Source organism: Bacillus oleivorans (assembly GCF_900207585.1).
Lineage (GTDB): Bacteria > Bacillota > Bacilli > Bacillales > JC228 > Bacillus_BF > Bacillus_BF oleivorans.
On record NZ_OAOP01000005.1, the window covers coordinates 284952 to 308370 of the forward strand.

The following is a 23419-nucleotide window of genomic DNA, read 5'->3' on the forward strand; positions in this document are numbered from 1 at the left end:
GGTAAGTCAGATGTATAAGGAGCAGCTACACACGATTTTACAAGGAGCATTTGAATTTGGGGCTTCTGATATTCATTTAACAGTCGGGGTTCCTCCTATTATCCGAATTAACGGGGAGTTAAAGCCTTACGGCAAGTCACCTATACTTCCGGAACATTCAGAAGAAATGGCAAGAGCGATCATCCCTCATCACCTTTGGCCAACTTTTAAGGAAAAAGGCGAGCTTGATTTTTCTTATGGAATCCCTAAGGTCTCCCGGTTTCGCATAAATGCTTACCATCAAAGATCTTGTGTAAGTATGGCGATTCGTGTCATTCCTACTCATATTCCAACGATACAAGATTTGTTTTTACCGCCGCAAATCCAAAATTTAATTACACATCCGCAAGGGTTAATTTTGGTGACCGGGCCAACTGGAAGCGGAAAATCAACGACGCTCGCAGCGATGATTAACGAAATGAATCGCTATATGAGAAAGCATATTATTACACTGGAAGACCCGATTGAATATTTACATAGACACAGTCAATGTATCATTGACCAGCGCGAAGTCGGGTTTGACACAAGGTCATTTGCCAATGGACTGCGTGCTTGTTTACGGCAGGATCCGGATGTGATTCTAGTAGGGGAAATGCGCGATCTTGAGACAATTTCAACCGCCATCTCAGCTGCTGAAACGGGCCATCTAGTTTTTGGAACCTTACATACCACCGATGCTGCATCCACGATTGATAGAATTATAGATGTGTTCCCCGCCGGGCAGCAGACGCAAATCAGGATTCAGCTTGCATCGGTTTTAAAAGCTGTTATATCGCAAAGATTATTTCCTACTGTCGATTTTACCGGCAGACGAGCAGCGGTTGAGCTTTTAATCTGTAATGCAGCGGTGAAGAATTTAATCCGCAACGAAAAGACCCATCAAATACAAAGTGTAATCCAAACGAGCAGGGAAGCAGGCATGCAAACGATGCAAATGGCAATTGAAGACTTATTAAGAGAGAGAGTTATATCCAATGAAGCTGCTTCTCCATATCTTAAAGGTGAGTTTTAATCATGGCTGTATATCAATATAGAGGTCGTGATCGAAAGGGCGAGAAAAAATCAGGGAAACTGAAAGCACATGATGAAAAGGAAGCGATTGAAAAACTTCGTGAGCTTGGGGTTGCGGTTATTTCTCTCGAAGAATTAACAAGTTTCCTATATAAAGAGATTGAAATTACGAAAAAAAAGGTAAGGCCCCAAGATTTTGTAATGTACATCCGCCAATTTTCTACCCTGATTCAAGCTGGAATCTCCATTGTAGAAGCAACGCAAATTTTGGCCAAACAAACCGATAATAAACTATTAAAACAATCTCTATCAGATATAGAGGAGAAGCTGAGGGAAGGCCGCTCCTTTACTCAGGCAGTCTCAGAGCATCCGAAAATTTTTCCGCCCATGTTTGTCCACTTAATAAGAGCCGGAGAAGTTGGCGGTAATATGGATGAAATTTTAGACCGACTCGCCGTGTATTTTGAAAAACAATATGAAACCCGGAATAAAGTAAAAGCTGCTTTAACCTATCCAGTCTTTATTGGAATCGTATCGATTACAGTTTTAATTTTTCTATTAACAACTGTTGTTCCAACTTTTTCAACGATGTTTGCATCATTGGGAGCTGAGCTGCCCTTTGTGACAAAGATGGTACTTTCGGCAAGCCAGTTTTTCTTAAAGTGGTGGTGGTTCATACTGTTAATAGTCGGAGCTACCACAGCAGGTATCTGGTATTTTATTAAAAGTGAGGATGGGCAGTATTATTTCGACTATTTTGCATTAAAGCTACCGATTGTCGGGATGATTTTAAGAAAATTCGCTTTAGCGAGAATGACGCGAACGCTAAGTTCGTTGTATGCCAGCTCCGTTCCTATCCTGCAATCAATGTCGATCATCGAAAATGTGGTAGGGAATGAAGTGTATGTTCGGGCACTTCAGGATGTAAAAAGATCGCTTGAGAAAGGACAATCGATGACAAAGCCGCTTCAGGAACACTGGGCATTTCCGCCTATGGTTGTACAAATGATTGCAACAGGAGAAAAAACTGGGGCTATGGAAACCGTTTTAGGAAAAGTAGCAGATTTCTATGAAGCTGATGTCTCGATTGCAACTGAGAAGCTGAAGGCACTGCTCGAGCCGGTACTAATCACGTTTTTGGCAGGAGTAGTCGGGGTTATTGTCGCCTCGATTGCGCTGCCAATGTTCAGTGTATTTGAATCCATTCAATAGGAAAATTTATTCAATAAAGGTATAGTATAAAAGTCTTAAGTATAATATAATAGCTTTGTCCATATAAATATTGGTAACTAGAAAAATTGGAAGTTATGAAAATTCTTCTGAGTCTTGTCACTTTGGAGAATATTGAGCTAGTAGTGCAACCGGCCGATTTTACAACATGTTGAATTCATCTAGAGATTTTAAAACATGGGTAAAATCGGCCTTTTCTATACCAATACATACGAAATTATAGTATCTAATAATAGGAGGATTCATCATGCGCCGAATTTTAAAAGCATGGAAAAATGAGAAAGGTTTAACTTTAGTAGAGTTATTGGCTGTTGTTGTAATTTTGGGGATTATTGCCGCTATTGCCGTACCAAGTGTCGGTGGGTTAATAGAAAACAGCAAGCGTGATGCTCATTTGGCTAATGCCCAGCAAATGATTAATTCTGCAAAACTAGTTGCTGTATCTGAGCTTTCTGGAAGAGGAAATGGAACTTTTTATGTGACACTGGATTACTTAGTTGACCAAGGATATATAGATCCTGTAGAGGACCCGTTTAGTGGTACTATGTATACTTCGATAACTACTAATAATAGTACCGATATATTAAATTTTGTTCCAGGAGATGCGAGAAATGGAGCATTTATAGAAATTACAAAAACAGGAAATTCCTTTGTATACACTGTTACACTTAATTCAAGTAACACTGAATTCAATATAACAGATCAGCCAGAAAATAATTTAACAAGAGAAGCAGCGTTTAATTAACCAGAAAGGAGACCCAGTTCTCCTTTCTTTTCTTATTAAGATAGAAATGTTTATAAAACACTAGTATACTAAAACTATCAACCAATAAAAGGAATTATGCTATGGATGTAGTTTACGCTATTTTTTTTCTCATTCTCGGCCTATTGCTAGGCTCATTTTATAATGTGGTAGGCTTACGGGTTCCCATTAAACAGTCGATCGTATATCCGAATTCGCACTGTCCCCATTGTCACAATGAGCTTGGTCCGCTTGAACTGGTTCCGGTACTGTCCTACCTGTTTCTTGGCGGGAAATGCAAGAGTTGTAATGCTCCGATTTCCATTTTGTACCCGTTTATTGAATTACTGACGGGGCTTTTGTTTATGTACGCGTATCTTTATTTTGGCTTTTCCAATGAACTGGTTGTTTCCTTTCTATTAATCTCTTTATTAAGTATTATCATCGTGACAGATCTTACATATATGCTAATTCCGAATAAGATTTTATTTTACTTTCTTATATTCTTTTTAATTTACCGGATTTTCTCCCCCTTAGATCCATGGTGGAATCCATATGCAGCAGGAGCCGGAGCTGCATTATTCTTGCTCTTTATTGCAATTATAAGCAAAGGCGGAATGGGTGGAGGAGATATTAAACTGTTTTTTGTAATTGGCATTGCCCTTGGGTTTCCGAATGTACTGCTAACCTTTTTTATGGCATCTATCATCGGAGCACTTGTCGGAATAATGGGCATTTTGCTCGGGCGCATCAAAAAAAGACAGGCGATTCCGTTTGGACCCTTTATTGCTTTAGGGGCATTACTCTCCTTGTTTTATGGGGAGCAAATCATGCAATGGTATTTTCATATTCTTTGGTAGGTGGTGCAGCGGATGAGCGGCTTAATACGAAAAAAACATCATCGGGTCAACATCATAATCAATGACCGTTTCGTGCGCTTTGTTGAGGCTGGAAAAAATACATCAATTATCAAATATGGACAAAGGTCGGTACCATCAGGATTAATCGTAAATGGATTAGTTCAGGATCAGGATGATTTCACATTATTCTTACATAAGTTTGTAAAAGAGTCGCGAATCAAAGGACGTTTGGCAAGATTTTGTGTACCAGACTCCCAAGTTATTGTAAGACAAACATCCGTACCGGTGGAAATCCCAGATGACGAAATAAAGGGACATTTATACTTTCAGCTTGGACAATCCATCCATCTTCCCTTCGAAGATCCGATTATTGAAGCCGTTCCTCATCAGATTCGCAACGGGGATAAAGAAGTGATATTGGTAGCGAGTAAAGAGTCGGTTGTACAGCAATATCAACAAGTGATAGATAAAGCGAAACTGCATCCTGAAGCAGCGGATTTAACCTGTTTATCGTATTACCGGCTTTATTATCATTTAGATTTAGCGCGGCCGCAAGAGCACTTGCTGCTTGTGCAAATAAACCCAAATTCTTTGCAGCTATCCGTTTTTCATGAACACAAGCCAGTGATTTTAAGACAGATTCCATTGGTATTCGATGAGGAAGCCGTTGAAGTTCATCATGGGCGAAATCAATTCGATCAGCTGGTTTGGAAAGGCAACAGCCGCCAACTGGATGAGATTCTCACACCAGTTATGACAGAAATCAGACGGATGATGGATGTGTACCGTTCGAATCTCGCTAAAGGACAATACGAAATCAATAAGTTGTTAATTGTCGGAGACCACCCTTGTGTAAACTTACTCTCGATCGAGATTAACGCACAGCTTAGCCAAGAAGTACATGCTTTTACAGAGCCATTATTTCAAACGAGGAAAAACGTAAATGTACCTGCCTTTTTCTCAGATTGTATTGGCTTGGCATTAAAGTAGGTGAAATGATAATGCTTGTAGACATTAATCTATTACCCCAGAAGAAACAACGAAATAGTCATCTCTTTATTGCAATTGGCTTGGTTTTTGTTATTTTTATACTAATCATCACAGCTGGCGGATTCTGGCTGAATGAGCAATTAAAAATAGAGGAACGTCTTAAAAATCAGCTTGCTCAAATTCAGGAGCTTCGGCAAGTACGCGAACAGCAAAATCAGCCTGCAGAACCAGCTGCACCAACGAAACAGTACGAAGAGATCGTTCAAACGTTAGCCGCCTATCCACTCCCAACTGTTTCTCTAATGAACGAAATCTCTAGTTTACTACAGGATAAAGGATCTGTTTTACAGTTTGATTATTCAAACTCAAGTCAGATTCACCTAGCAGCTGAGTTTTATGCATCAAGGGAAGTGGCCTTTTTCTTGGACAGGCTAAAATCATCTTCCTTTTTTTCTAATGTGATCCTTAATGAAATTGAAACGGTCCAGCTGAGCAGTGGTTCAACCAATGTATTGCCGAGATACCATGCAGATTTTCAGTTAACTATTGATGTATCAGAAGTACAAAAGGCAACTCAGGAGCTGAACGGACAATGAAAGCTATCAAATTTATAAGAGTCATTCTTTTTACTTTCTTCATCTTTGGGTTGCTATTAATTTCAGGCTATCAGTTTGTTGTACTGCCCCTCCAAGCAAGTATTGAAACACTTGAACAGCAAATTAAAGAAGAAACGGATCTTTTTCAGTCGGTAAGTGAAGGCGATCAGCAAGAAGTGAATGATGACAAGCTGAGAATAAATGAACTGCAAAAGCAGCTGCCGCCTCAGCCGTTAGTGGACCAGCTGATCTTAGATTTGGAAAAAGCAGAGCTTGCCTCAGATAGTCTAATTTTAAATATCACGTTTGGTGATTCTTCAGTTGAAGAATCACCGTCTGATACCGAGACTAATGTGTCCGAAGAAGAACAGGATCAAACAGTACCACAAAGTCCAGCGATTCCAAGCGATGTTGAAAAAGTAACGATCTCCATGTCTGTCCAATCACCAACCTATGAAGATTTGGAAGAATTCTTAGAGGAGCTAGAAAATATGAAGCGAATCATCCAAATCGAAAATTTAACGTTTAGCGGACAAGGTGATTTATCAAGTCAAGGAAATCAGACTCCCGTTGTGTTCACGATTCAAATTTCAGCATTCTACTATCCGAATGGAGAAATCACTAATCTTTAGCGTTAATGATCGGACTTATTGACAAAACAATACGAAACATGACGATAACAAGACGACAAAAGTCTTGTTATTTTTTTTGAACTCTATGATAGGATAGGGCAAAACTAGTAAAAGGGGGAGGAAGGATTGAAAGAACAGTCAAATAAAAATGGTCAGATAAAGATCATGTTGAATGAAAAGTCCGCTCCTATCAAAGAAGAAAAAAAGACACAGGCACGGGATATATTAGAAAATGTTTCAATTGAAACGGCAGCAGCACGGGAAGAGGTAGAGGAGTTTGACTGGATCCTTCCAGAGATTGATCCAGGACCAAAAGAATTTATTCAGGCTAATAAGAAAGAAAAAAATAGCCAGCTTCTTAAATATTCAGGCAAAAAAGGCAATATGTTTCATACAGTAAGCTCACTGTTATTTTCTCTAGCATTTGCGATTGGCTTAGGGATTGCTTTTGGGATCATCCTATTAAAATTCATTTCAGCTGAAGGCAGCCAGGTCTCTGTCCAAACCACTAATCCTCCAGCTATTTCAGACAATCAGCCGCCGCCTGTCAACGCATCGCCGAGTTCAGTAGCGATTCCTACTATGTCAGTCTATGTGATTCAAGGTGGAGTTTTTTCCAATCAAGAAGCTGCAAATACATTAGTCGCACAGCTCAATGAAAAAGCCGTACCGTCTGTTATATTAGAAAATGGAGATAGCTCCTATACTGTCCTTTTGGGACTAGCTTCTAATGAGAATGAAGCAAAGCGATTGGCTAATATATACGCTGAAAAAGGGATTGAAGTGTATGCCAAGGAACATCTATTAAAAGAAGGAACCTTTGAAACAGCCAGCGTAGGTAATACATCAGTCCTTAATGAAGCCATCAGTGCTCTGCCGGTTCTATTTGATTTAGCAGGAAAAGCAACACTTGGACAAGGAGTGCCGGAGGATGCTCAAAGCAAATTAAACGATATTTCTAGTACTATACAGAATACAGAGTTTCAAGACCAAGCCTCTGCATTATTGGCAGATATCATCCTCCAGGCTAGTACGGCCCTTGAAGCTTATGGTCAAGGCAAAAATGTAAATGATGCCTACGAGGCTCAGCAAGTTCTTCTCTCTTATATCAAACTGAATGCAGAGAATTAAAAAAAAAATAGAAATTAATTATTTTTTTTCTGTCTATTTTCCGGGAAATGAATCGAAATATAAAAGAACTGTCGAAGAAAAAGCACCTTTTCGACAGTCTTTTTTTGTGATTTTCTCTTTTGCTTTTTTACTACTCAATTTGATAGGATAAAATAGATTTCCCTTTCTAACTAATTCTAAAGAGGTGATCGTATGAAACCACTCATATTGGCGTCTGGCTCACCAAGACGAAGTGAATTATTAAAACAAATGAATATTCCCTTTGAAATCCACAAAAGCGGTGTATCTGAGGATCTCCCCCCACAAATATACCCACAGGATGCCGTGATTGAACTATCCTCACGAAAGGCACTAGACGTTGCTGCAAAATTTCCAGACTACTTTGTATTAGGTGCCGATACAGTAGTTTCCATTCAAAACGAGATTTTAGGAAAACCACATAATCAAGACGAAGCGATCTCGATGCTGAAAAAACTTTCTGCTGCTACTCATCAGGTGTATACTGGTGTAACCATTGTAGCTGAAGGCTCTGTTCATTCGTTCTATGATGTAACAGACGTTACCTTCTGGGAACTTTCTGAGCAGGACATTAATACTTATATAGAAAGTCGTGAACCATTTGATAAGGCAGGGGGATATGGAATTCAAGGCAAAGGCGCGTATTTAGTAAAAGAAATTAAAGGAGATTACTATAGCGTTATGGGACTTCCATTGTCCAAAACGATCCGCGCGTTAAAAAAATGTGGTTTTCCTGTATAAAAGGAGGAAAATCGTTTGGAAAAATCCATATTCATGATAAAAGATGTTCCTGAAGAAGAACGCCCAAGAGAGCGCTTTATGAAAGAAGGGCCCACTAATCTTTCGAATCAGGAATTACTGGCTTTACTTTTAAGAACAGGATCCCATCAGGAATCTGTGATGGAATTATCTCAAAAATTGGTCATAAAATTTGAAGGGTTACGAATGTTAAAGGATGCTAGCCTTGAAGAATTGACTAGTATAAAGGGGATTGGAACAGCAAAAGCTATACAATTGTTAGCAACTTTTGAATTGGCAAGACGTGTTGCCAGCTTAAAGGATACAGAACGCTATACAATACGATCTCCTGAGGACGGAGCCAATTATGTCATGAATGAAATGAGATTCTTATCCCAGGAACATTTCGTTTGCTTGTACCTCAACACGAAAAATCAAGTTCTTCATAAACAAACTATATTTATCGGGAGCTTAAATGCTTCTATTGTTCATCCAAGGGAGGTGTATAAAGAAGCTTTTCGCAGGTCTGCCGCCTCGATCATTTGTGTTCATAACCATCCTTCCGGTGATCCAGCACCTTCGCGGGAGGACATTGAGGTAACAAAAAGATTAAATGAATGCGGCAAAATTATTGGCATAGAATTACTCGACCATCTTATAATAGGTGAGAACCGCTATGTAAGTTTAAAAGAAAAAGGATATTTATAACACTATGATTTTAAAGGTCATTGGGCTATAATTAAATTTATGATTTTTAGCAGTTTGTTTAAAAAAACTGTCGTTTTAATGTAATTTTTATGGGAAAATGAATATAGCTCCTAAGGTTTCATGGAATTCGTTTTTGTTAGGATTCGGGTTAGAAAGGGAGATTTACATATGTTTGGTATTGGGACAAAAGATTTAGGAATTGATTTAGGAACTGCAAACACACTGGTTTATATTAAAGGGAAGGGAATTGTTCTTAGAGAACCTTCCGTTGTTGCATTGCAAACAGATACGAAAAGTATTGTGGCAGTTGGAAACGATGCGAAAAATATGATTGGCCGTACTCCTGGGAATATAGTGGCAATTAGGCCGATGAAAGACGGAGTGATCGCGGATTATGATACGACGGCAACGATGATGAAGTATTATATTCTTAATGCTCTTAAAAGAAAAGGCACATTTTCGCGCAAACCGTATGTTATGGTGTGTGTACCGTCTGGTATTACAGCCGTAGAAGAACGGGCTGTCATCGATGCAACAAGACAAGCTGGAGCTAGGGATGCTTATACAATTGAAGAACCATTTGCGGCTGCAATTGGCGCTAATCTTCCTGTTTGGGAACCAACTGGCAGTATGGTCGTTGATATTGGCGGCGGTACGACAGAAGTCGCAATTATTTCCTTAGGCGGCATTGTCACCAGTCAGTCTATTCGGATTGCCGGAGATGAAATGGATGCTGCAATTATTAGCTATATTCGTAAAACCTATAATCTGATGATAGGGGAACGGACTGCAGAATCAATTAAAGTAGAAATTGGCTCGGCTGGTGACCCAGAGGGTATTGACAATATGGAAATCAGAGGGCGTGACCTCTTGACTGGTCTGCCAAAAACGATTGAAATTACGCCAGAAGAAATTGCAAGAGCATTGCGTGATACGATTGAGGCGATTGTTGATACCGTAAAAAACACATTAGAAAAAACTCCTCCTGAATTAGCTGCTGATATTATGGATCGCGGTATTGTTTTAACTGGCGGCGGTGCTTTATTAAGAAATATTGATAAGGTTATTAGTGATGAAACAAAAATGCCGGTTTTAATTGCTGAAAATCCGTTAGACTGCGTTGCAATTGGAACAGGCAAAGCATTAGATCATATTCATTTATTTAAAGGCAGAGCAAAAGACAGATAAAAAATTATGATGTTAATCAGTGTACCCTGTCACACTTGTGTGGTTGTTTCATAAAGGGAATACCCCTTATGAAACAACCTCATCTATGCAGGGGACATTTATTTTAGCTTGAGGAAGTTACCGGAAGACAGAATCGATTATTACAAGTTTGTAAGAGGGTGTGCGTCATGCCACAATTTTTTCTCAACAAGCGACTTATGTTTCTTCTTGTGAGTATTATTATTCTCGTGGCATTGATAGGCTTTTCTATCAGGGAAAGAAGTCAACTCACTTGGATGGAGCAATTCGTCAAGGATACCACTGGCTTTGTCCAGAATATAGTTTCTAAACCTGTATATGTGGTTGCAGGGTTGTTTGAAGATGTCCAAGCCTTATTAAATACATATGATGAAAATCAGCTGTTAAAAAGTAAGATGGAAGACTACCATCAGCTAGATCAAAGAGTCAAAGACTTGGAACAGGAAAATGAAGAACTGCGTAAAACTCTAGAGATAAAAGAAAATTTACGTGATTTTGATCCCATTCAGGCAATGGTAATTGGGCGAAACCCTGATCAATGGCACGAGATTGTTGAATTAAACAAAGGTGCTGTAAATGGGGTAGAAGATAACATGGCCGTTATTACAGCAGATGGTCTCATTGGAAAAATCAAGAGCACCTCACAATTTACTTCCACTGTCCAATTATTAAGCTCGCTTGATCCGACAAATCGAATATCGGCTATCGTGCAAAATGAGGAAGAAGAGGTCAAAGGTATTATCGATGGCTTCGATAAGGAAAAGAAGGTTCTTTTATTAAGGGATATACCTTTTGACAAAAAAATTGAAGCCGGAGATCCCGTCGTATCATCAGGATTAGGCGGAGTATTTCCAAGTGATTTATTTATTGGAGAGGTTCTTGAAGTGGCGCCTGATCAATATGGATTGACACAAATGGCCTACATTAAACCGGCAGCGAACCTGCACAGCTTAAACCATGTGATTGTTGTAAAAAGGACGGCAACAGAACCAATCCTATCCTTTACAGAAGAAGAGTCTGAGGAGGAAGAGGGCTCATGAGAAAAATCCTCCTCCCTTCCCTGACTCTATCTGTGTTTTTATTTGAAAGCTTCTATGTTTTGTTTTTTTCCAAGTTCTATGAATGGATTTTGGTTCCAAGATTTTTATTTTGTGTCCTTTTTTTTATTGTTCTTTTTTACAGTCGGTCGCAGGGATTCATTTACGCGGTCGTATTTGGTTTGATTTATGATGTAGTCCATACGGAAGTACTGGGTGTCTATTTGACGCTTTTTCCTTTACTTTGTTATTTGATGGACCGGTTAATGAAAATTTTTCATCATCATCTCATTATCATAATTTTTGTAACCCTGCTCGGTATGACAGGACTGGAATTCTTCGTTTATGAACTCAATGTTTTACTTCAAGTAACAGATATGAATATGGAGTCATTTGTACAACAACGATTATTGCCAACCATTTACATGAACGGAGTCTTTTTATTTCTTTTTTCATTTCCTTTGAAAAAATTTTTACTCTATCTTCAGGCTAGAATTTTAGATGAATAGTCGAATATTTTTTTTGAAAAAAAGGATAATAGACGCCTTTTGTTGAATTTTAACAGTAGGTTAGAGGTGACAAATGATATGAAAACGAAGCAGAATGTCATCATCAAAGGTACGAAGGATGGTCTAACTCTTCATATGGACGATTCATGTTCGTTTTCGCAATTACTTGAAGAGCTTGAACATAAGCTTTCAGGGACATATGAAGGCCAGGAAGATAAGCCTCTCGTTCAAGTACATATTCAAACGGGATTACGCTACCTGACTGATGAGCAGAAGGAACTCTTAAGCTCGGTTGTACACCGGAAGAAAAACCTGGTGATTGGGTCAATCCAAAGCCAAGTGATTACAAAGCAGGAAGCCCAGAAGCTAAAAGAGGAAAATGAAATTGTATCTGTTGCCAGAGTGGTTCGATCGGGGCAAATCCTGAAAGTTCCAGGCGATCTTCTTCTAATCGGAGATGTGAACCCGGGCGGAACTATCATTGCTGGCGGTAATATTTTTGTTATGGGTGTCATTAGAGGAATTGCCCATGCCGGTTTTCGTGGAGATCAGGAGGCAGTGGTAGTGGCTTCGAAAATGAAACCATCCCAATTACGGATTGCAGATGCTTTAAATAACGCACCTGATCATTATGAAGAAAATGGACATGATATGGAATGTGCTTATATCGATCATGAGGGACAAATTGTTGTGGATCGGCTGCAATCGCTGATTTATCTTCGCCCTGGGTTAACTCGATTTTTGGAAGGAGGACGGTAAAAGTGGGAGAAGCGATCGTTATTACATCTGGTAAAGGTGGCGTTGGGAAGACAACGACATCTGCCAACATTGGAACCGCATTAGCCCTTCAAGGGAAGCGAGTTTGTTTGGTGGATACTGACATAGGATTAAGAAACTTAGACGTGGTTATGGGGCTTGAAAACCGAATAATCTATGACTTAGTGGATGTAATTGATGGACGCTGTAAATTACATCAGGCTTTAGTGAAGGACAAGCGTTTTAATGATTTGTTATATTTATTGCCTGCTGCACAAACGAGTGACAAAAATGCCGTCAATCCTGAACAGATGAAGGAACTCGTAAATAATTTAAAACAGGACTATGATTATATTATTATTGATTGCCCTGCCGGGATTGAACAAGGCTTTAAAAATGCAGTAGCCGGTGCCGATCAGGCTGTTGTAGTAACAACCCCTGAACTATCCTCTGTTCGTGATGCTGATAGAGTGATAGGATTGTTGGAAAAAGAAGATCATATCGAGCGCCCTAAGCTCGTCATTAATAGAATACGAACTCATATGATGAAAAATGGAGACATGCTGGATGTAGATGAAATTACCACCCACTTGTCTATCGAATTATTAGGAATTGTTTTAGATGATGATTTGGTAATCAAAGCCTCTAATGATGGAGAGCCGATTGTATTAAATCCAGAAAGCCGCGCATCGATTGCCTACCGCAACATTGCGCGCCGGATTCTTGGGGAATCGGTTCCTTTGCAATCGCTTGATTTTGATCAAAAGGGTGTATTTGCAAAGATTAAGAGATTTTTTGGTGTAAAGGTATAATAGACTTGAAAATATAGAAAGGTATTGGATTAGATGAAAATCCAATACTTTTTTTGTGGTTGAAATTATAAAATTCCCTGCTTGTGGATATTGTTCCATAATATGTACGAATATTTTGTTACAGGGAAAAGATGGGTAGCAATAGACAAAAATTTGGAGTGATAAATAAATCTTAAAGAATCATTAAGGATACCCGCCTAATTACTTTGTTTCCCGAACGATTATTTTGATGGCCGCCCAAATATTGTGGTGGCCGCCCAATTATCGAGATTGCCGCCCAAATATTGTTGGGGTCGCCCAATTATAAAATTTCCTGCCCAATTAAACGGGAGAAGTGCCCAAATACTAGGGGTGAGCGCCCAATAAACTGCGGAACTCGCCCAAATAAGTCACGGACCCGCCCAATAATTGTGATTCGCGCCCATTACTTAATGATCAAGCCCAAATTTTCAGGCTTCAAGCTAAGAGGTACCGCTCCAAAATCTAAATTTTTGCTCAAAACCCTGGTTTCCTGCTCTAATCTCCCTGATCTCCGCTCCTAAAAGCAGGAAATCCGCTCCTTTACTTCGGGCTTGTGCTCCAAAAAACAAAAAAGGCGCTCCAAAACCCTGATTTGTGCTCAAAAATGTAAATTTCCGCTTCAACCTCATTACTTTCGCTCCAAAAATCCTCTCCATCCCTAACCCGAAACACAAAATAGAGTCCAGCCTTCCTTGAGCTGAACTCTTTGTACTTGGAAAAAAATACTTTGCTGCAGTGGTGTAATTCAGGCTACCTTATGTACGGGATGATGAAGGACAAATCAAGGAAAAACGAGAGCGAATTGTCTCGATGAAGGCCAAAACGAGACTGGAGCAGGTACGAAATGTCCGTCATTACCCTAATAAACCCTTCATTCCATCTCCCCCTTCTCTAACATCCACACAATTCACACATTTGATTCTATTTTTTGCAGACAGGTCATAGACTTGTACAAATAAAGTGGAACTAAAGAGGTGGAATCTGCGATGAGCCGCACAGATGAAATAAAAAAGCGTATTGCCAAGCGGAAAAAAGAAAGACTTGATAGAAATCAGGGAGAGGAGAGACATGGTTTAATTCTTCCAGAGATTGAAGAACAGCACGGATTTGATCGAATGTATACATATGAATCAGGTCCAGATCGCTCTCCGGTTTTATTTAAAAAGGAAATTTTTATTTTTAAGATCCTTGCGTCGGCCTGTTTATTTTTATTAACAGCGATTCTTTTTAAAAGTACAAACAGTTCGCTGGAGTCAATCCGAACGATCGTTACGGAAACGATGGAAAATGACTTTCAGTTTGCTGCTGTAAGCGAATGGTATGAAGACACATTCGGAGAGCCCCTAGCCTTTTTTCCGGCCGATTCAAATGAAAATCAAAAATCTGACATGACTGTGGATTATGCTGTTCCTGTATCAGGAAAGGTATTGCACTCCTTTGGAACTACAGATCAGGGAATTACAATTGAAACAGGCAAAAACGAACCTGTTAAAGCTATGAAAGAAGGGGTTGTTATATTTGCCGGAAAAAAAGAGGATACTGGACAAACCGTGATGATTCAACACTCGGATGATACGATTACCTGGTATGGTCAATTAAAGGAGATAAATGTTACTTATCAAGAAAATGTACCGATGGGCGAACAAGTAGGAACAGTGTCTGACAGCAATAGCGAAGGCAAAGGAGAATTTTATTTTGCCATACAAAAAGGGAATGAGTTTATAGACCCAATCCAGGTGATTTCCTTTGAGTAAAACTTTAGGCTTTTTCAAAAAAATACACATCCACCCGCTGTTCTGGCTGATTATCGGGGTTTCGATCATAACGGCTAGATTCATGGAAGTCCTTGTATTATTTACATTTGTACTGATTCATGAATTGGGTCATGGGCTGACGGCCCATTTTTTTTCATGGAGAATTCAAAAAATCTTATTGCTCCCCTTTGGCGGAGTGGCAGAAATGGATGAGCACGGCAACAGACCGATGAAAGAAGAGCTTCTTGTTGTGATTGCCGGACCAATCCAGCATATTTGGATACAATTCGTACTTTGGCTCTTATACAATCAAATGCTAATTCATCCTGATGATTATACGCTATGGACTGGCTTTAATCTGATGATCCTATCGGTTAACCTTCTTCCAGCATGGCCGCTTGACGGAGGAAAGCTTTTGTTTTTATGGCTTTCTCAATTTTTTACGTTTCGAAAAGCGCATCGCTATACACTTTATGCTGCGGCAGGAACGATTGTAATAACTTTAATTACTATCCTGGTTTGGAATCCCCTCCATTTAAACAGTTGGGTAATTTGGATCTTTTTAGTCTTTTCTCTTTGGAAAGAGTGGAAGCAAAGGCCATTTGTCTTTATAAGGTTTTTACTTGAACGCTATTATGGAAACAAAGATCGGGAACTCAGGGCGATCCAGCCGATTTATGCCTACCCGGATGAAAATATCGTTGATGTACTTGAACGCTTTTCAAGGGGCTGTAAACATACGATTCGAATCAATGGGAAAGGGTCAAACGCAACCATTGATGAAAATGAACTTTTACATGCCTTTTTTGTTGACAAACTTTACAAAGGCAAGGTTGCAGACTTATTGTATATGTACTAGGATTTTTTTTTGAGGTGACTTTAGATTTTGAATGAATTAATAATCAATGCCAAGACCGCTGAACAGCGATTTGCTTTCCTGCAAAATAAACAGTTAGAACATATACATATAGAACTGCCCTCCCCTCACCTTACTGCCGGGTCAATATGCATTGGCCAGGTCCAAGATATTATTGCCGGTATGAACGCTGCCTTCATTGATATTGGCGAGGAAAAGTTAGGATTCATTCATCGTGACGACCTCCCATCCTATCGTCAATCGAATCTGCCTTTGGAACAAAAGAAACAAATGCCGATTTCCAAGTTTTTAAAAAGAGGCGAAAAGATAATCATCCAAGTTAAAAAGGAACCAGTTGGTGAGAAAGGAGCCCGCTTAACAGGATTAATTGAATGGCCGGGAACTTATTTAGTCTATTTGCCATATAGCCATTATGTGGCTGTTTCAAAGAGGATGGACCCGACTCTCGCTGAAAAATGGAGAGAAACGGCAGCGACATGGCTTTCTGGAAATGAGGGGCTGATTATTCGAACCGGCAGTTCAGAGCAAACCGAGGAAATGGTGAAACAGGAATTTGAGGAGATTAAAAAGACTGTTTCTTCCCATATTAATCAGCTTCCGTATTCCAATCCGCCGCGTGTGCTTTTTCAGCCAAATCTTTTTTTGAAAGAGCTTGAAGGCTTTCTTCACCAATATAATGAAGGAACAATCTGGGTTGATCATGCAGAAATGATACAAGAGATTCGTGCCATCTTAGACGAAACTTCAGGTTGGGAGATTAAACTTTATCAGGGCGTTGAAGGAATTTTTTCTTATTTCGATTTAGAACAGCAAATAGCAAAGCTTTTATCACAGCATGTATGGCTTAAAAATGGAGCCAGTTTGACAATTGATGAAACGGAGGCGCTGACCGCTATTGACGTCAATACGGGGAAATATCTTGGAAAAAGGGAGCATGAACAAACGGTATTTAAAACAAATGAACTGGCTGCTATCGAGGCCGCACGGCAAATTCGCTTGCGTGATTTAGCAGGTTTAATCGTAATTGATTTTATAGAGATGGAAAGGGAAGAACAAAAAGAAAAAATAAGACAACTCTTCCTCAAGGAGACAAAAAAGGACCACAAAACGATTCAAGTGGGCTCCTTTCATGAATTAGGCGTATTAATCCTAACAAGGAAACGAATAGGACATTCTTTAATAAAGAAACAGACAATGGCTTGCCCTGTTTGTGCTGGAGCTGGCCGGGTATTTTCAAGCGAAGCCCTTGCTTTTTCGCTACAAAGAGAGATTTTAGAAAGAAAAACCAAAGCAGCATTCATCCGAATTCAAGCCACATCAGATATTATCGCGCATTTCATGAAGCAGCCCTTTACATTAAAAGAACATTTAGAGGAGAGTCTCCATCTCGAACTATCGTTTGAACAAATCGAACACCCGCATCCATTCTATCGGATCACAAGGATAGATACGTAATTCTCATTGACATATGGATGATTTTTGTGTTATAGTTTTGGATGTTAGTTTGTAGCACCCGTGCTACAACCGCACGGTTATGGTTTTAAGATAAAGGAGTTTCCTTTACACCTATCACCGGCGAGTCTTAGATTCTAAGGAGGTGCCAATAATGTACGCTATTATCGAAACTGGTGGTAAACAACTTAAAGTTGAAGAAGGCCAAGCTATTTACGTAGAAAAATTACCAGTTGAAGCAGGCGAAACGGTTACTTTTGATAAAGTTCTTTTCGTAGGTGGAGACAACGTAAAAGTAGGAAGCCCTCTAGTTGAAGGTGCGACTGTTACTGCAAAAGTAGAAAAACAAGGTCGTCAAAAGAAAGTTGTTGTCTTCAAGTATAAGGCTAAGAAGAACTATCACAAAAAGCAAGGTCATCGTCAGCCATATACAAAAGTAGTCATTGAAAAAATCAACGCATAAGGCTGTTGATCCATATGATCAAAGTGTCGATTTATAAGGATTCTGATGAACGAATCACCTCTTTCTTAGTCCAAGGGCATGCACAGTTTGCAGAACCGGGACAAGATATTGTTTGCGCAGGAGTGTCAGCCGTATCGATCGGATCGATAAATGCAGTAGAAGAGCTGTTAGGAATAGAGCTTCCTGTCGAACAAAGAGGTGGCGGCGGTTATCTCCGCTGTACAGTTCCGAATCTAGAAGATAAAGCAATGGATGAGAAGCTGCAGCTCCTCATTCGTTCGATGATCTCTTCTCTTGAATCGATTGAAAGAGAATATCATTCTTATATTAAAATAACCTACCATATGTAGGAGGTGGAATGAATGCTACGTTTAGATCTTCAATTTTTCGCATCTAAAAAAGGAGTAGGTTCTACAAAGAACGGACGTGACTCTATCGCTAAGCGTTTAGGTGCTAAACGTGCCGATGGTCAATTCGTTACAGGCGGATCCATCCTTTACCGTCAACGCGGAACTAAAATCTATCCAGGCGTGAACGTAGGACGTGGTGGAGATGATACTCTATTTGCAAAAGTAGATGGAGTTGTTAAATTCGAACGCGTTGGACGTGATCGTAAACAAGTAAGTGTATACCCAGTAGCTCAAGAAGCTTAAGGGAAAGTTGAGGCTGACTCATAGGGGTCAGCCTTTTTCATTCTTCAGAAAAGAACTATAGTTCTTATTCCTTATTTGTTATACTAGCTTAAAAAGCATATTGTCATGTTTTTAGAGGGGATTGGTATCGAAAAAGGTTTGTAGCGGGGGTAACCGTTACAACTTCTTTTGCGATAGCGGTAAAATTAGTAGAAATTAGGGGAAGAATAATGAAGGAACCAAAGAATGTGGTGGAAATACTACGTCATGCTAGACACGATTGGCTAAACCAGCTTCAGCTAATAAAAGGGAATTTAGATCTCGGCAAAACTAATCGTGCTAAAGAAATCATTGACGAAATCATAATTGACGCGAGAAACGAGTCGAATTTGAGTAATTTGGGATTAGATGATTTTAGTTCACTTCTGTTAACCTGTAATTGGATGCAGCATTTTTTTAGGTTAGAATATGAGGTCCTTGTGACCAAAGGAACATTTCCATTAGAAGATCAGGAGATCACAGCCTGGATGAATAAGTTGTTTCTATATTTGGAGGACTCATTCGATCCTAAGGCTGAAAATCATGTATTCATTTCGATTGAAGTAGCAACGGAATGGACACGCTTATTATTTGAAGTTAGAGGAGAATTTCTTCCCAATTCAAATATAGTAACATACATACATAAGCATCCTTTGAAAAATGGGACAGTTGACTTGATCGAAGAAATGGAAGGTGAACTGGCCTTTGCAATTATGATTAGTGAATGAATAGGTTCCGTAGGAGGGAATCAGATGTTTGTCGATCAAGCGAAAGTTTACGTGAAAGGCGGAGACGGCGGAAATGGAATGGTCGCTTTTCGCCGTGAAAAGTACGTACCAAAGGGTGGTCCTGCTGGAGGAGACGGAGGTAAAGGAGCAGATGTCATTTTTGAAGTAGAAGAAGGCCTCAGGACTCTTGTCGATTTTCGATATAAAAGACATTTCAAGGCCACAAGAGGCGAGCATGGCATGTCTAAAAGCATGCATGGAAAAAATGCACCCGATATGGTCGTAAAAGTTCCGCCTGGAACGGTTGTAAGAGATGAAGATACACAGGAGATCATTGCCGACCTAACCCATCATGGCCAGAGAGCTGTGATTGCCAAAGGCGGAAGAGGCGGAAGAGGCAATATTCGTTTTGCAACTCCGGCCAACCCTGCACCTGAAATAGCCGAAAATGGAGAACCGGGACAAGAACGCTATGTTATCCTGGAACTGAAATTGTTGGCAGATGTAGGGTTGGTTGGATTCCCAAGCGTCGGAAAATCCACGCTTTTGTCGGTTGTATCCTCTGCCCGGCCAAAAATTGGCGAATACCATTTCACAACGATTGTTCCGAATTTAGGAGTTGTAGAAACGGGTGATGGGCGAAGTTTTGTCATGGCTGATTTGCCAGGTTTAATTGAAGGAGCTCATCAGGGAGTCGGGCTAGGAATTCAGTTTTTGCGTCATATCGAAAGAACAAAGGTTATCGTTCACGTTATCGATATGGCGGCAGTCGAAGGAAGAGATCCTTATGAGGATTTTGTAACGATCCAAAATGAATTAGAACAATATAATTTACGATTAACAGAACGGCCTATTATCATTGTTGCTAATAAAATGGATGTGCCAGAAGCAGAGGAAAATCTGAAGAAATTTAAAGAACAGCTAGCCAAAGACTACCCGATTTTCCCGATTTCTGCAGTTACACGAGAAGGGGTCAGAGAACTCCTATTAACGGTGGCAAATGTATTAGACGAGACTCCTGAGTTCCCATTAAATGCAGAAGAAGAGATACGAGAAAATCGAGTTGTCTATAAACATGAAAATAAAGAATCTGAGTTTAACATTCAGCGGGAATCAGATGGAACCTTTGTTATTTTTGGTGAAAAAATCGAACGTCTCTTTAAGATGACCGACTTTTCAAGAGATGAATCAGTTAGAAGATTTGCCCGCCAGCTCCGGGGAATGGGCATTGATGAAGCGTTAAGACAAAGAGGAGCAAGTGATGGGGATATCGTTCGGATTATGGATTATGAATTCGAGTTTATTGAATAAGCTTCCTCACTCACTTTGGATCCATTATTGATTATGACTAGAGGGGGAGCGCAAGATGAAAATCGCCTATTTAGGACCTGAAGCAACATTCACACACGAGGCGGTTCGGACTTTTTTTCCTGAAGGAGATCCAAAAGCCTATAAAACAATTCCAGATTCGCTGGATGCCTTGCAAAGAGGAGAAGTAGATGCAGCTGTTGTGCCGCTAGAGAATGCTTTAGAAGGGTCAGTTAATATTACATTGGATTATCTGATTCATGAAGTCCACCATCCGATTGTGGCTGAGTTAACCCTTCCAATCCGTCAGCATTTAATGGTTCACCCTGATTATGCAAATGATTGGGAAAGTATCGAGAAAATCTATTCACATACGCAAGCATTGGCACAATGTCATCGCTTTTTACATCAGCAATTTTCAAATATTCCGAGGGAAGAAGCGACATCCACTTCGGCAGCAGCCAAAAAGGTAAAAGAGGAGAAAGAGCGGAAAATTGGTGCGATTGCGAATGAACTGGCGGCTAAACATCATGGCCTGCAAATTGTAAAAAGAGATATTCATGATTCGAAAAATAATCATACCCGATTTGCAATCGTAGCCAATCATCCCATTCCAGCGGCTTCCAAACAAGTCAAACTGAAATCATATAAAACTACGATTACTGTTACTCTGCCAATGGATGAAGCAGGAACGCTGCACCAAGTACTGTCTGCTTTTGCCTGGAGAAAGTTAAACTTAAGCAAAATTGAATCTAGACCTATGAAAACAGGACTAGGACATTACTATTTTATTATTGATATTGAGGAAAAATGGGATGACGTATTAATCCCTGGGGCCATTCAGGAATTAGAAGCAATCGGCTGCGGAGTGAAAATTTTAGGGAGCTACCCTTCATACTCAACCGTAACATTGCAATCAGCCAAATGAACGAACTAAAAAAGAAGAAGGCTACGCTGTAGTCTTCTTTTTTCCGTCTTTAATTTATCGTTTCTACTAAAAAGCCTGCTTTCTCAAGGGCCTTTTCCGCTTCATCGAGCTGCTGCTCACTCTGTGCGGATAATGTATGGAGGTGGTATCCTTCTGTTAGTTCTAATAAAAAGGAAGCTTTATTTTTCTTCATATTCTCCATAAAAAGCTGAACATCCCTTCGATTGGAGACCATTACCGATGCTTTTAAATCCCCGTAAACCGGATGATCAATCGTTACGTCTTTTACCGTGACCCCGAAATCGACAATAAGCTGCAGCTCTTCCTCTGTCCGCTCAGGCGTATGATAGCAGGCAACAATCCGTTCAACATAGGTATTAGGTTCATTTTTAACATAGATATAACCTTGACTCGTTGCTACAATAGGCACATTCGTTGCTTTGAGCAGGGTAATGTCGCCTACGATAACCTGCCGTGATACATTGGTTTGTTTCGCTAATTCACTGCCCGTAAGAGGCTCCTTCGCGTTTTTTAACAAATTCAAAATAAAGTTTCTTCGTTCAGCCCCTAACATTTTTTTACTCATCGGAAACCCCTCCCTTATACGTAGTATTTTACTAAAAATAAGCAAGGAATGTAATGGTATACCTCTATTATCACTTCTCACCTTAGCCTCCTCCCTCTTTAAACAATCCTCTCCCCTATTCTCTCTTCTCCTCCTCTCTTTTTACTTTTTCATCAAACACACATCTTTTTATTTTTGTCATAAATATGTAAAGGGTCGATTCTTATTTGCAAGGAGGCACATATTTTTACGAATCCTTTCATATTTTTTTTTTGAGGAAGATTAGCAAAATGCCTAGAGTCACATAGACTATATGGACGAATGCCTGACAGGAGGGAAGCGCACGTGAAGATTCACATTGTCCAAAAAGGGGATACTCTTTGGAAGATCGCCAAAAAATATGGCGTGAATTTCGATGAGTTAAAAAAGATGAATGCCCAGCTATCAAACCCCGATATGATTATGCCGGGCATGAAGATTAAAGTACCCGACTCTGGCGGATCGGTAAAAAAAGAAGCAATTGTACCTAGAAAAGAACTGCCTGTTAAGGAACATCCTTTGAGCAATCAGCAGCCCATAACGCAACCAATTAAAGAAGTTCCCAAGAAAGAAGTGCCTAAAAAAGTTGAAGGTGTACAATTTACCCCTAAAATGCCAAAGCCGATTGTTCCTGACATCGATATCAATAATTATTATATGACCAACATGGAAAACATGTCCGTACAAAAAAAGGAAATGCCAAAAATTCCGCCACAGCCTAAAGCCGTTTTACCAGGCGTGAAAAAAGAAATGCCAAAGGCACCGGTTGCACCGATTAAGGAAGCACCGGTTAAACCAATCGCACCAATTATGGAAAAACCCGTTGCTCCAATTAAGGAAAAACCGGTTGCACCTATTAAACCGATTATGGAAAAACCTTATGCACCTATAAAAGAGAAACCGATTGCTCCAATTGAAGAAAATATTGCCCCTATTACAGAAGAGGTACCTGAATTTCCAGTTCAGCCAGCATTCGAAGAATATGCTGTACCAGTCTCGCCTGTTTTACCTGGATCGGGACTTTGTCCCCCGCCGCCATGCCCTCCAGGGTTAGGACTAATGCCTGGTTTTGCTCCACAAGTACAAGGAGTCGCAACACCGCCATTTCCAAATCAAATGCCGATGTTTATGGACGAATCACCATACGAACCGTTTGATGATTATCCGGTAATGGGTGTTGAAGAAACAATGGAGGATGTGAATATGCCTTTTATGCCAAATGTACAACATCCATTTGCACAACTTCCGACTTTTACTGAGTCAGTTATGCAGCCATATGGTCAATATCCTCATGCGCCAATGGGAGGTCCAGGATTCGGCGGATTACCAATGGGAGGTCTAGAATATGGCGGAGGTCTAATGGGAGGCCAAGAATTTGACGGTGGCCCGATGGGAGGCCCACAATATGGCGGAGCCCCAGTGGAAAATCAAGGATTTGACGCAGGACCAATAGGTGGCCCAGAATACGGCGGAGTACCGATGGGAGGCTCGCAATTTGGCGGAGTACCAATGGGAGGCCCGCAATTTGGCGGAGTACCAATGGGAGGCCCGCAATTTGGCGGAGTACCAATGGGAGGCCCGCAATTTGGCGGAGTACC

25 protein-coding genes, 1 pseudogene, 1 riboswitch and 1 other annotated feature are annotated in these 23419 nt (G+C 40.1%); of the genes and pseudogenes, 25 read left to right on the top strand and 1 reads right to left on the bottom strand.

Annotation, left to right across the window (positions count from 1 at the left end; all coding sequences use genetic code 11):
• The first annotated feature begins 10 nt into the window (after positions 1-10).
• The 24 genes from CRO56_RS13220 (at position 11) to pheA (ending at position 21217) form a co-directional block, all read left to right on the top strand.
• Positions 11-1051, top strand: coding sequence for a type IV pilus twitching motility protein PilT (locus tag CRO56_RS13220; RefSeq protein ID WP_097159082.1), 1041 nt, complete (start codon positions 11-13; stop codon positions 1049-1051).
• A gap of 2 nt (positions 1052-1053) precedes the next feature.
• Positions 1054-2262 (top strand): type II secretion system F family protein, encoded by a 1209-nt coding sequence (locus tag CRO56_RS13225; RefSeq protein ID WP_097159083.1) that lies wholly within the window; start codon positions 1054-1056, stop codon positions 2260-2262.
• A 79-nt stretch (positions 2263-2341) separates the two neighbouring features.
• Positions 2342-2426: riboswitch (cyclic di-GMP riboswitch) on the top strand.
• Positions 2427-2527: 101 nt separating this feature from the next.
• Positions 2528-3025, top strand: a complete 498-nt coding sequence (locus CRO56_RS13230) for a competence type IV pilus major pilin ComGC (protein ID WP_097159084.1) — start codon at positions 2528-2530, stop codon at positions 3023-3025.
• Between the two features lie 101 nt (positions 3026-3126).
• Positions 3127-3882 (top strand): prepilin peptidase, encoded by a 756-nt coding sequence (locus tag CRO56_RS13235; protein WP_097159085.1) that lies wholly within the window; start codon positions 3127-3129, stop codon positions 3880-3882.
• 12 nt (positions 3883-3894) lie between these two features.
• Positions 3895-4872 carry a type IV pilus biogenesis protein PilM gene (gene pilM / locus CRO56_RS13240; RefSeq protein ID WP_097159086.1) on the top strand — a complete coding sequence of 326 codons (978 nt, stop codon included), beginning with the start codon at positions 3895-3897 and terminating at the stop codon, positions 4870-4872.
• 11 nt (positions 4873-4883) lie between these two features.
• Positions 4884-5468 carry a PilN domain-containing protein gene (locus CRO56_RS13245; protein ID WP_097159087.1) on the top strand — a complete coding sequence of 195 codons (585 nt, stop codon included), beginning with the start codon at positions 4884-4886 and terminating at the stop codon, positions 5466-5468.
• Positions 5465-6100: a type 4a pilus biogenesis protein PilO gene (pilO, locus tag CRO56_RS13250; RefSeq protein ID WP_097159088.1), complete on the top strand. Its 636-nt coding sequence runs from the start codon at positions 5465-5467 to the stop codon at positions 6098-6100. Before CRO56_RS13245 ends, pilO begins: the two co-directional genes overlap by 4 nt.
• Before the next feature lie 126 nt (positions 6101-6226).
• A complete protein-coding gene (locus tag CRO56_RS13255; RefSeq protein WP_097159089.1) occupies positions 6227-7231 on the top strand; it encodes an SPOR domain-containing protein in 1005 nt (334 codons plus the stop codon).
• 192 nt (positions 7232-7423) lie between these two features.
• Positions 7424-7990, top strand: coding sequence for a Maf family protein (locus CRO56_RS13260; RefSeq protein WP_097159090.1), 567 nt, complete (start codon positions 7424-7426; stop codon positions 7988-7990).
• Positions 7991-8023: 33 nt separating this feature from the next.
• Positions 8024-8695 (top strand): RadC family protein, encoded by a 672-nt coding sequence (gene radC / locus CRO56_RS13265; RefSeq protein ID WP_097159183.1) that lies wholly within the window; start codon positions 8024-8026, stop codon positions 8693-8695.
• Positions 8696-8863: 168 nt separating this feature from the next.
• Positions 8864-9883, top strand: a complete 1020-nt coding sequence (locus CRO56_RS13270; RefSeq protein WP_097159091.1) for a rod shape-determining protein — start codon at positions 8864-8866, stop codon at positions 9881-9883.
• A gap of 167 nt (positions 9884-10050) precedes the next feature.
• Positions 10051-10941, top strand: a complete 891-nt coding sequence (gene mreC, locus CRO56_RS13275; protein ID WP_097159092.1) for a rod shape-determining protein MreC — start codon at positions 10051-10053, stop codon at positions 10939-10941.
• Complete coding sequence (gene mreD, locus CRO56_RS13280; protein WP_097159093.1) at positions 10938-11447, top strand: rod shape-determining protein MreD; 510 nt, start codon at positions 10938-10940, stop codon at positions 11445-11447. Before mreC ends, mreD begins: the two co-directional genes overlap by 4 nt.
• Positions 11448-11525: 78 nt before the next feature.
• Positions 11526-12206 (top strand): septum site-determining protein MinC, encoded by a 681-nt coding sequence (minC, locus tag CRO56_RS13285; protein ID WP_097159094.1) that lies wholly within the window; start codon positions 11526-11528, stop codon positions 12204-12206.
• Between the two features lie 2 nt (positions 12207-12208).
• Positions 12209-13015 (top strand): septum site-determining protein MinD, encoded by an 807-nt coding sequence (minD, locus tag CRO56_RS13290; protein WP_097159095.1) that lies wholly within the window; start codon positions 12209-12211, stop codon positions 13013-13015.
• Between the two features lie 1007 nt (positions 13016-14022).
• Entirely contained in the window at positions 14023-14790 is a 768-nt protein-coding gene (locus CRO56_RS13300) for a M23 family metallopeptidase (protein WP_097159097.1), read from the top strand.
• On the top strand, positions 14783-15649 hold the full coding sequence (locus CRO56_RS13305) for a M50 family metallopeptidase (RefSeq protein ID WP_097159098.1): 867 nt from the start codon (positions 14783-14785) through the stop codon (positions 15647-15649). The genes CRO56_RS13300 and CRO56_RS13305 overlap by 8 nt, the downstream gene beginning before the upstream one ends.
• A 27-nt stretch (positions 15650-15676) precedes the next feature.
• The gene (locus CRO56_RS13310; RefSeq protein ID WP_179714277.1) at positions 15677-17122 is read left to right on the top strand and encodes an Rne/Rng family ribonuclease; all 1446 of its coding nucleotides are present in this window, start codon (positions 15677-15679) and stop codon (positions 17120-17122) included.
• 57 nt (positions 17123-17179) lie between these two features.
• Positions 17180-17260, top strand: a sequence feature (ribosomal protein L21 leader region).
• 13 nt (positions 17261-17273) lie between these two features.
• Positions 17274-17582 carry a 50S ribosomal protein L21 gene (gene rplU, locus CRO56_RS13315; RefSeq protein ID WP_097159100.1) on the top strand — a complete coding sequence of 103 codons (309 nt, stop codon included), beginning with the start codon at positions 17274-17276 and terminating at the stop codon, positions 17580-17582.
• A 14-nt stretch (positions 17583-17596) separates the two neighbouring features.
• Entirely contained in the window at positions 17597-17932 is a 336-nt protein-coding gene (locus CRO56_RS13320; RefSeq protein ID WP_097159101.1) for a ribosomal-processing cysteine protease Prp, read from the top strand.
• A 12-nt stretch (positions 17933-17944) separates the two neighbouring features.
• Complete coding sequence (rpmA, locus tag CRO56_RS13325) at positions 17945-18235, top strand: 50S ribosomal protein L27 (RefSeq protein WP_097159102.1); 291 nt, start codon at positions 17945-17947, stop codon at positions 18233-18235.
• Between the two features lie 209 nt (positions 18236-18444).
• Entirely contained in the window at positions 18445-18981 is a 537-nt protein-coding gene (locus CRO56_RS13330; RefSeq protein ID WP_097159103.1) for a Spo0B C-terminal domain-containing protein, read from the top strand.
• 24 nt (positions 18982-19005) lie between these two features.
• Complete coding sequence (gene obgE, locus CRO56_RS13335) at positions 19006-20292, top strand: GTPase ObgE (RefSeq protein WP_097159104.1); 1287 nt, start codon at positions 19006-19008, stop codon at positions 20290-20292.
• Positions 20293-20347: 55 nt separating this feature from the next.
• Positions 20348-21217: a prephenate dehydratase gene (gene pheA, locus CRO56_RS13340; protein ID WP_097159105.1), complete on the top strand. Its 870-nt coding sequence runs from the start codon at positions 20348-20350 to the stop codon at positions 21215-21217.
• A gap of 49 nt (positions 21218-21266) precedes the next feature.
• Here the strand turns inward: pheA and CRO56_RS13345 are convergent, their stop codons facing one another.
• On the bottom strand, positions 21267-21803 hold the full coding sequence (locus CRO56_RS13345) for a transcription repressor NadR (protein WP_097159106.1): 537 nt from the start codon (positions 21801-21803) through the stop codon (positions 21267-21269).
• 324 nt (positions 21804-22127) lie between these two features.
• Between CRO56_RS13345 and safA the strand changes: the two are divergent.
• Positions 22128-22271 (top strand): annotated as a pseudogene (gene safA / locus CRO56_RS23635) (SafA/ExsA family spore coat assembly protein); the annotation flags it as partial.
• Positions 22272-23419 lie beyond the last annotated feature (1148 nt).

What these genes read in the sequence shown, in the direction of transcription:
- CRO56_RS13220 (WP_097159082.1), top strand. Translation starts at nt 11, where the DNA reads ATGTATAAGGAGCAGCTACACACGATTTTACAAGGAGCATTTGAATTT.
- pheA (WP_097159105.1), top strand. Translation starts at nt 20,348, where the DNA reads ATGAAAATCGCCTATTTAGGACCTGAAGCAACATTCACACACGAGGCG.
- CRO56_RS13345 (WP_097159106.1), bottom strand. Translation starts at nt 21,803, where the DNA reads ATGAGTAAAAAAATGTTAGGGGCTGAACGAAGAAACTTTATTTTGAAT.
- mreC (WP_097159092.1), top strand. Translation starts at nt 10,051, where the DNA reads ATGCCACAATTTTTTCTCAACAAGCGACTTATGTTTCTTCTTGTGAGT.
- CRO56_RS13245 (WP_097159087.1), top strand. Translation starts at nt 4,884, where the DNA reads ATGCTTGTAGACATTAATCTATTACCCCAGAAGAAACAACGAAATAGT.
- pilO (WP_097159088.1), top strand. Translation starts at nt 5,465, where the DNA reads ATGAAAGCTATCAAATTTATAAGAGTCATTCTTTTTACTTTCTTCATC.
- CRO56_RS13270 (WP_097159091.1), top strand. Translation starts at nt 8,864, where the DNA reads ATGTTTGGTATTGGGACAAAAGATTTAGGAATTGATTTAGGAACTGCA.
- CRO56_RS13235 (WP_097159085.1), top strand. Translation starts at nt 3,127, where the DNA reads ATGGATGTAGTTTACGCTATTTTTTTTCTCATTCTCGGCCTATTGCTA.
- CRO56_RS13300 (WP_097159097.1), top strand. Translation starts at nt 14,023, where the DNA reads ATGAGCCGCACAGATGAAATAAAAAAGCGTATTGCCAAGCGGAAAAAA.
- CRO56_RS13330 (WP_097159103.1), top strand. Translation starts at nt 18,445, where the DNA reads ATGAAGGAACCAAAGAATGTGGTGGAAATACTACGTCATGCTAGACAC.
- rpmA (WP_097159102.1), top strand. Translation starts at nt 17,945, where the DNA reads ATGCTACGTTTAGATCTTCAATTTTTCGCATCTAAAAAAGGAGTAGGT.
- CRO56_RS13320 (WP_097159101.1), top strand. Translation starts at nt 17,597, where the DNA reads ATGATCAAAGTGTCGATTTATAAGGATTCTGATGAACGAATCACCTCT.
- CRO56_RS13260 (WP_097159090.1), top strand. Translation starts at nt 7,424, where the DNA reads ATGAAACCACTCATATTGGCGTCTGGCTCACCAAGACGAAGTGAATTA.
- CRO56_RS13230 (WP_097159084.1), top strand. Translation starts at nt 2,528, where the DNA reads ATGCGCCGAATTTTAAAAGCATGGAAAAATGAGAAAGGTTTAACTTTA.
- rplU (WP_097159100.1), top strand. Translation starts at nt 17,274, where the DNA reads ATGTACGCTATTATCGAAACTGGTGGTAAACAACTTAAAGTTGAAGAA.
- mreD (WP_097159093.1), top strand. Translation starts at nt 10,938, where the DNA reads ATGAGAAAAATCCTCCTCCCTTCCCTGACTCTATCTGTGTTTTTATTT.
- obgE (WP_097159104.1), top strand. Translation starts at nt 19,006, where the DNA reads ATGTTTGTCGATCAAGCGAAAGTTTACGTGAAAGGCGGAGACGGCGGA.
- radC (WP_097159183.1), top strand. Translation starts at nt 8,024, where the DNA reads ATGATAAAAGATGTTCCTGAAGAAGAACGCCCAAGAGAGCGCTTTATG.
- minC (WP_097159094.1), top strand. Translation starts at nt 11,526, where the DNA reads ATGAAAACGAAGCAGAATGTCATCATCAAAGGTACGAAGGATGGTCTA.
- CRO56_RS13225 (WP_097159083.1), top strand. Translation starts at nt 1,054, where the DNA reads ATGGCTGTATATCAATATAGAGGTCGTGATCGAAAGGGCGAGAAAAAA.
- pilM (WP_097159086.1), top strand. Translation starts at nt 3,895, where the DNA reads ATGAGCGGCTTAATACGAAAAAAACATCATCGGGTCAACATCATAATC.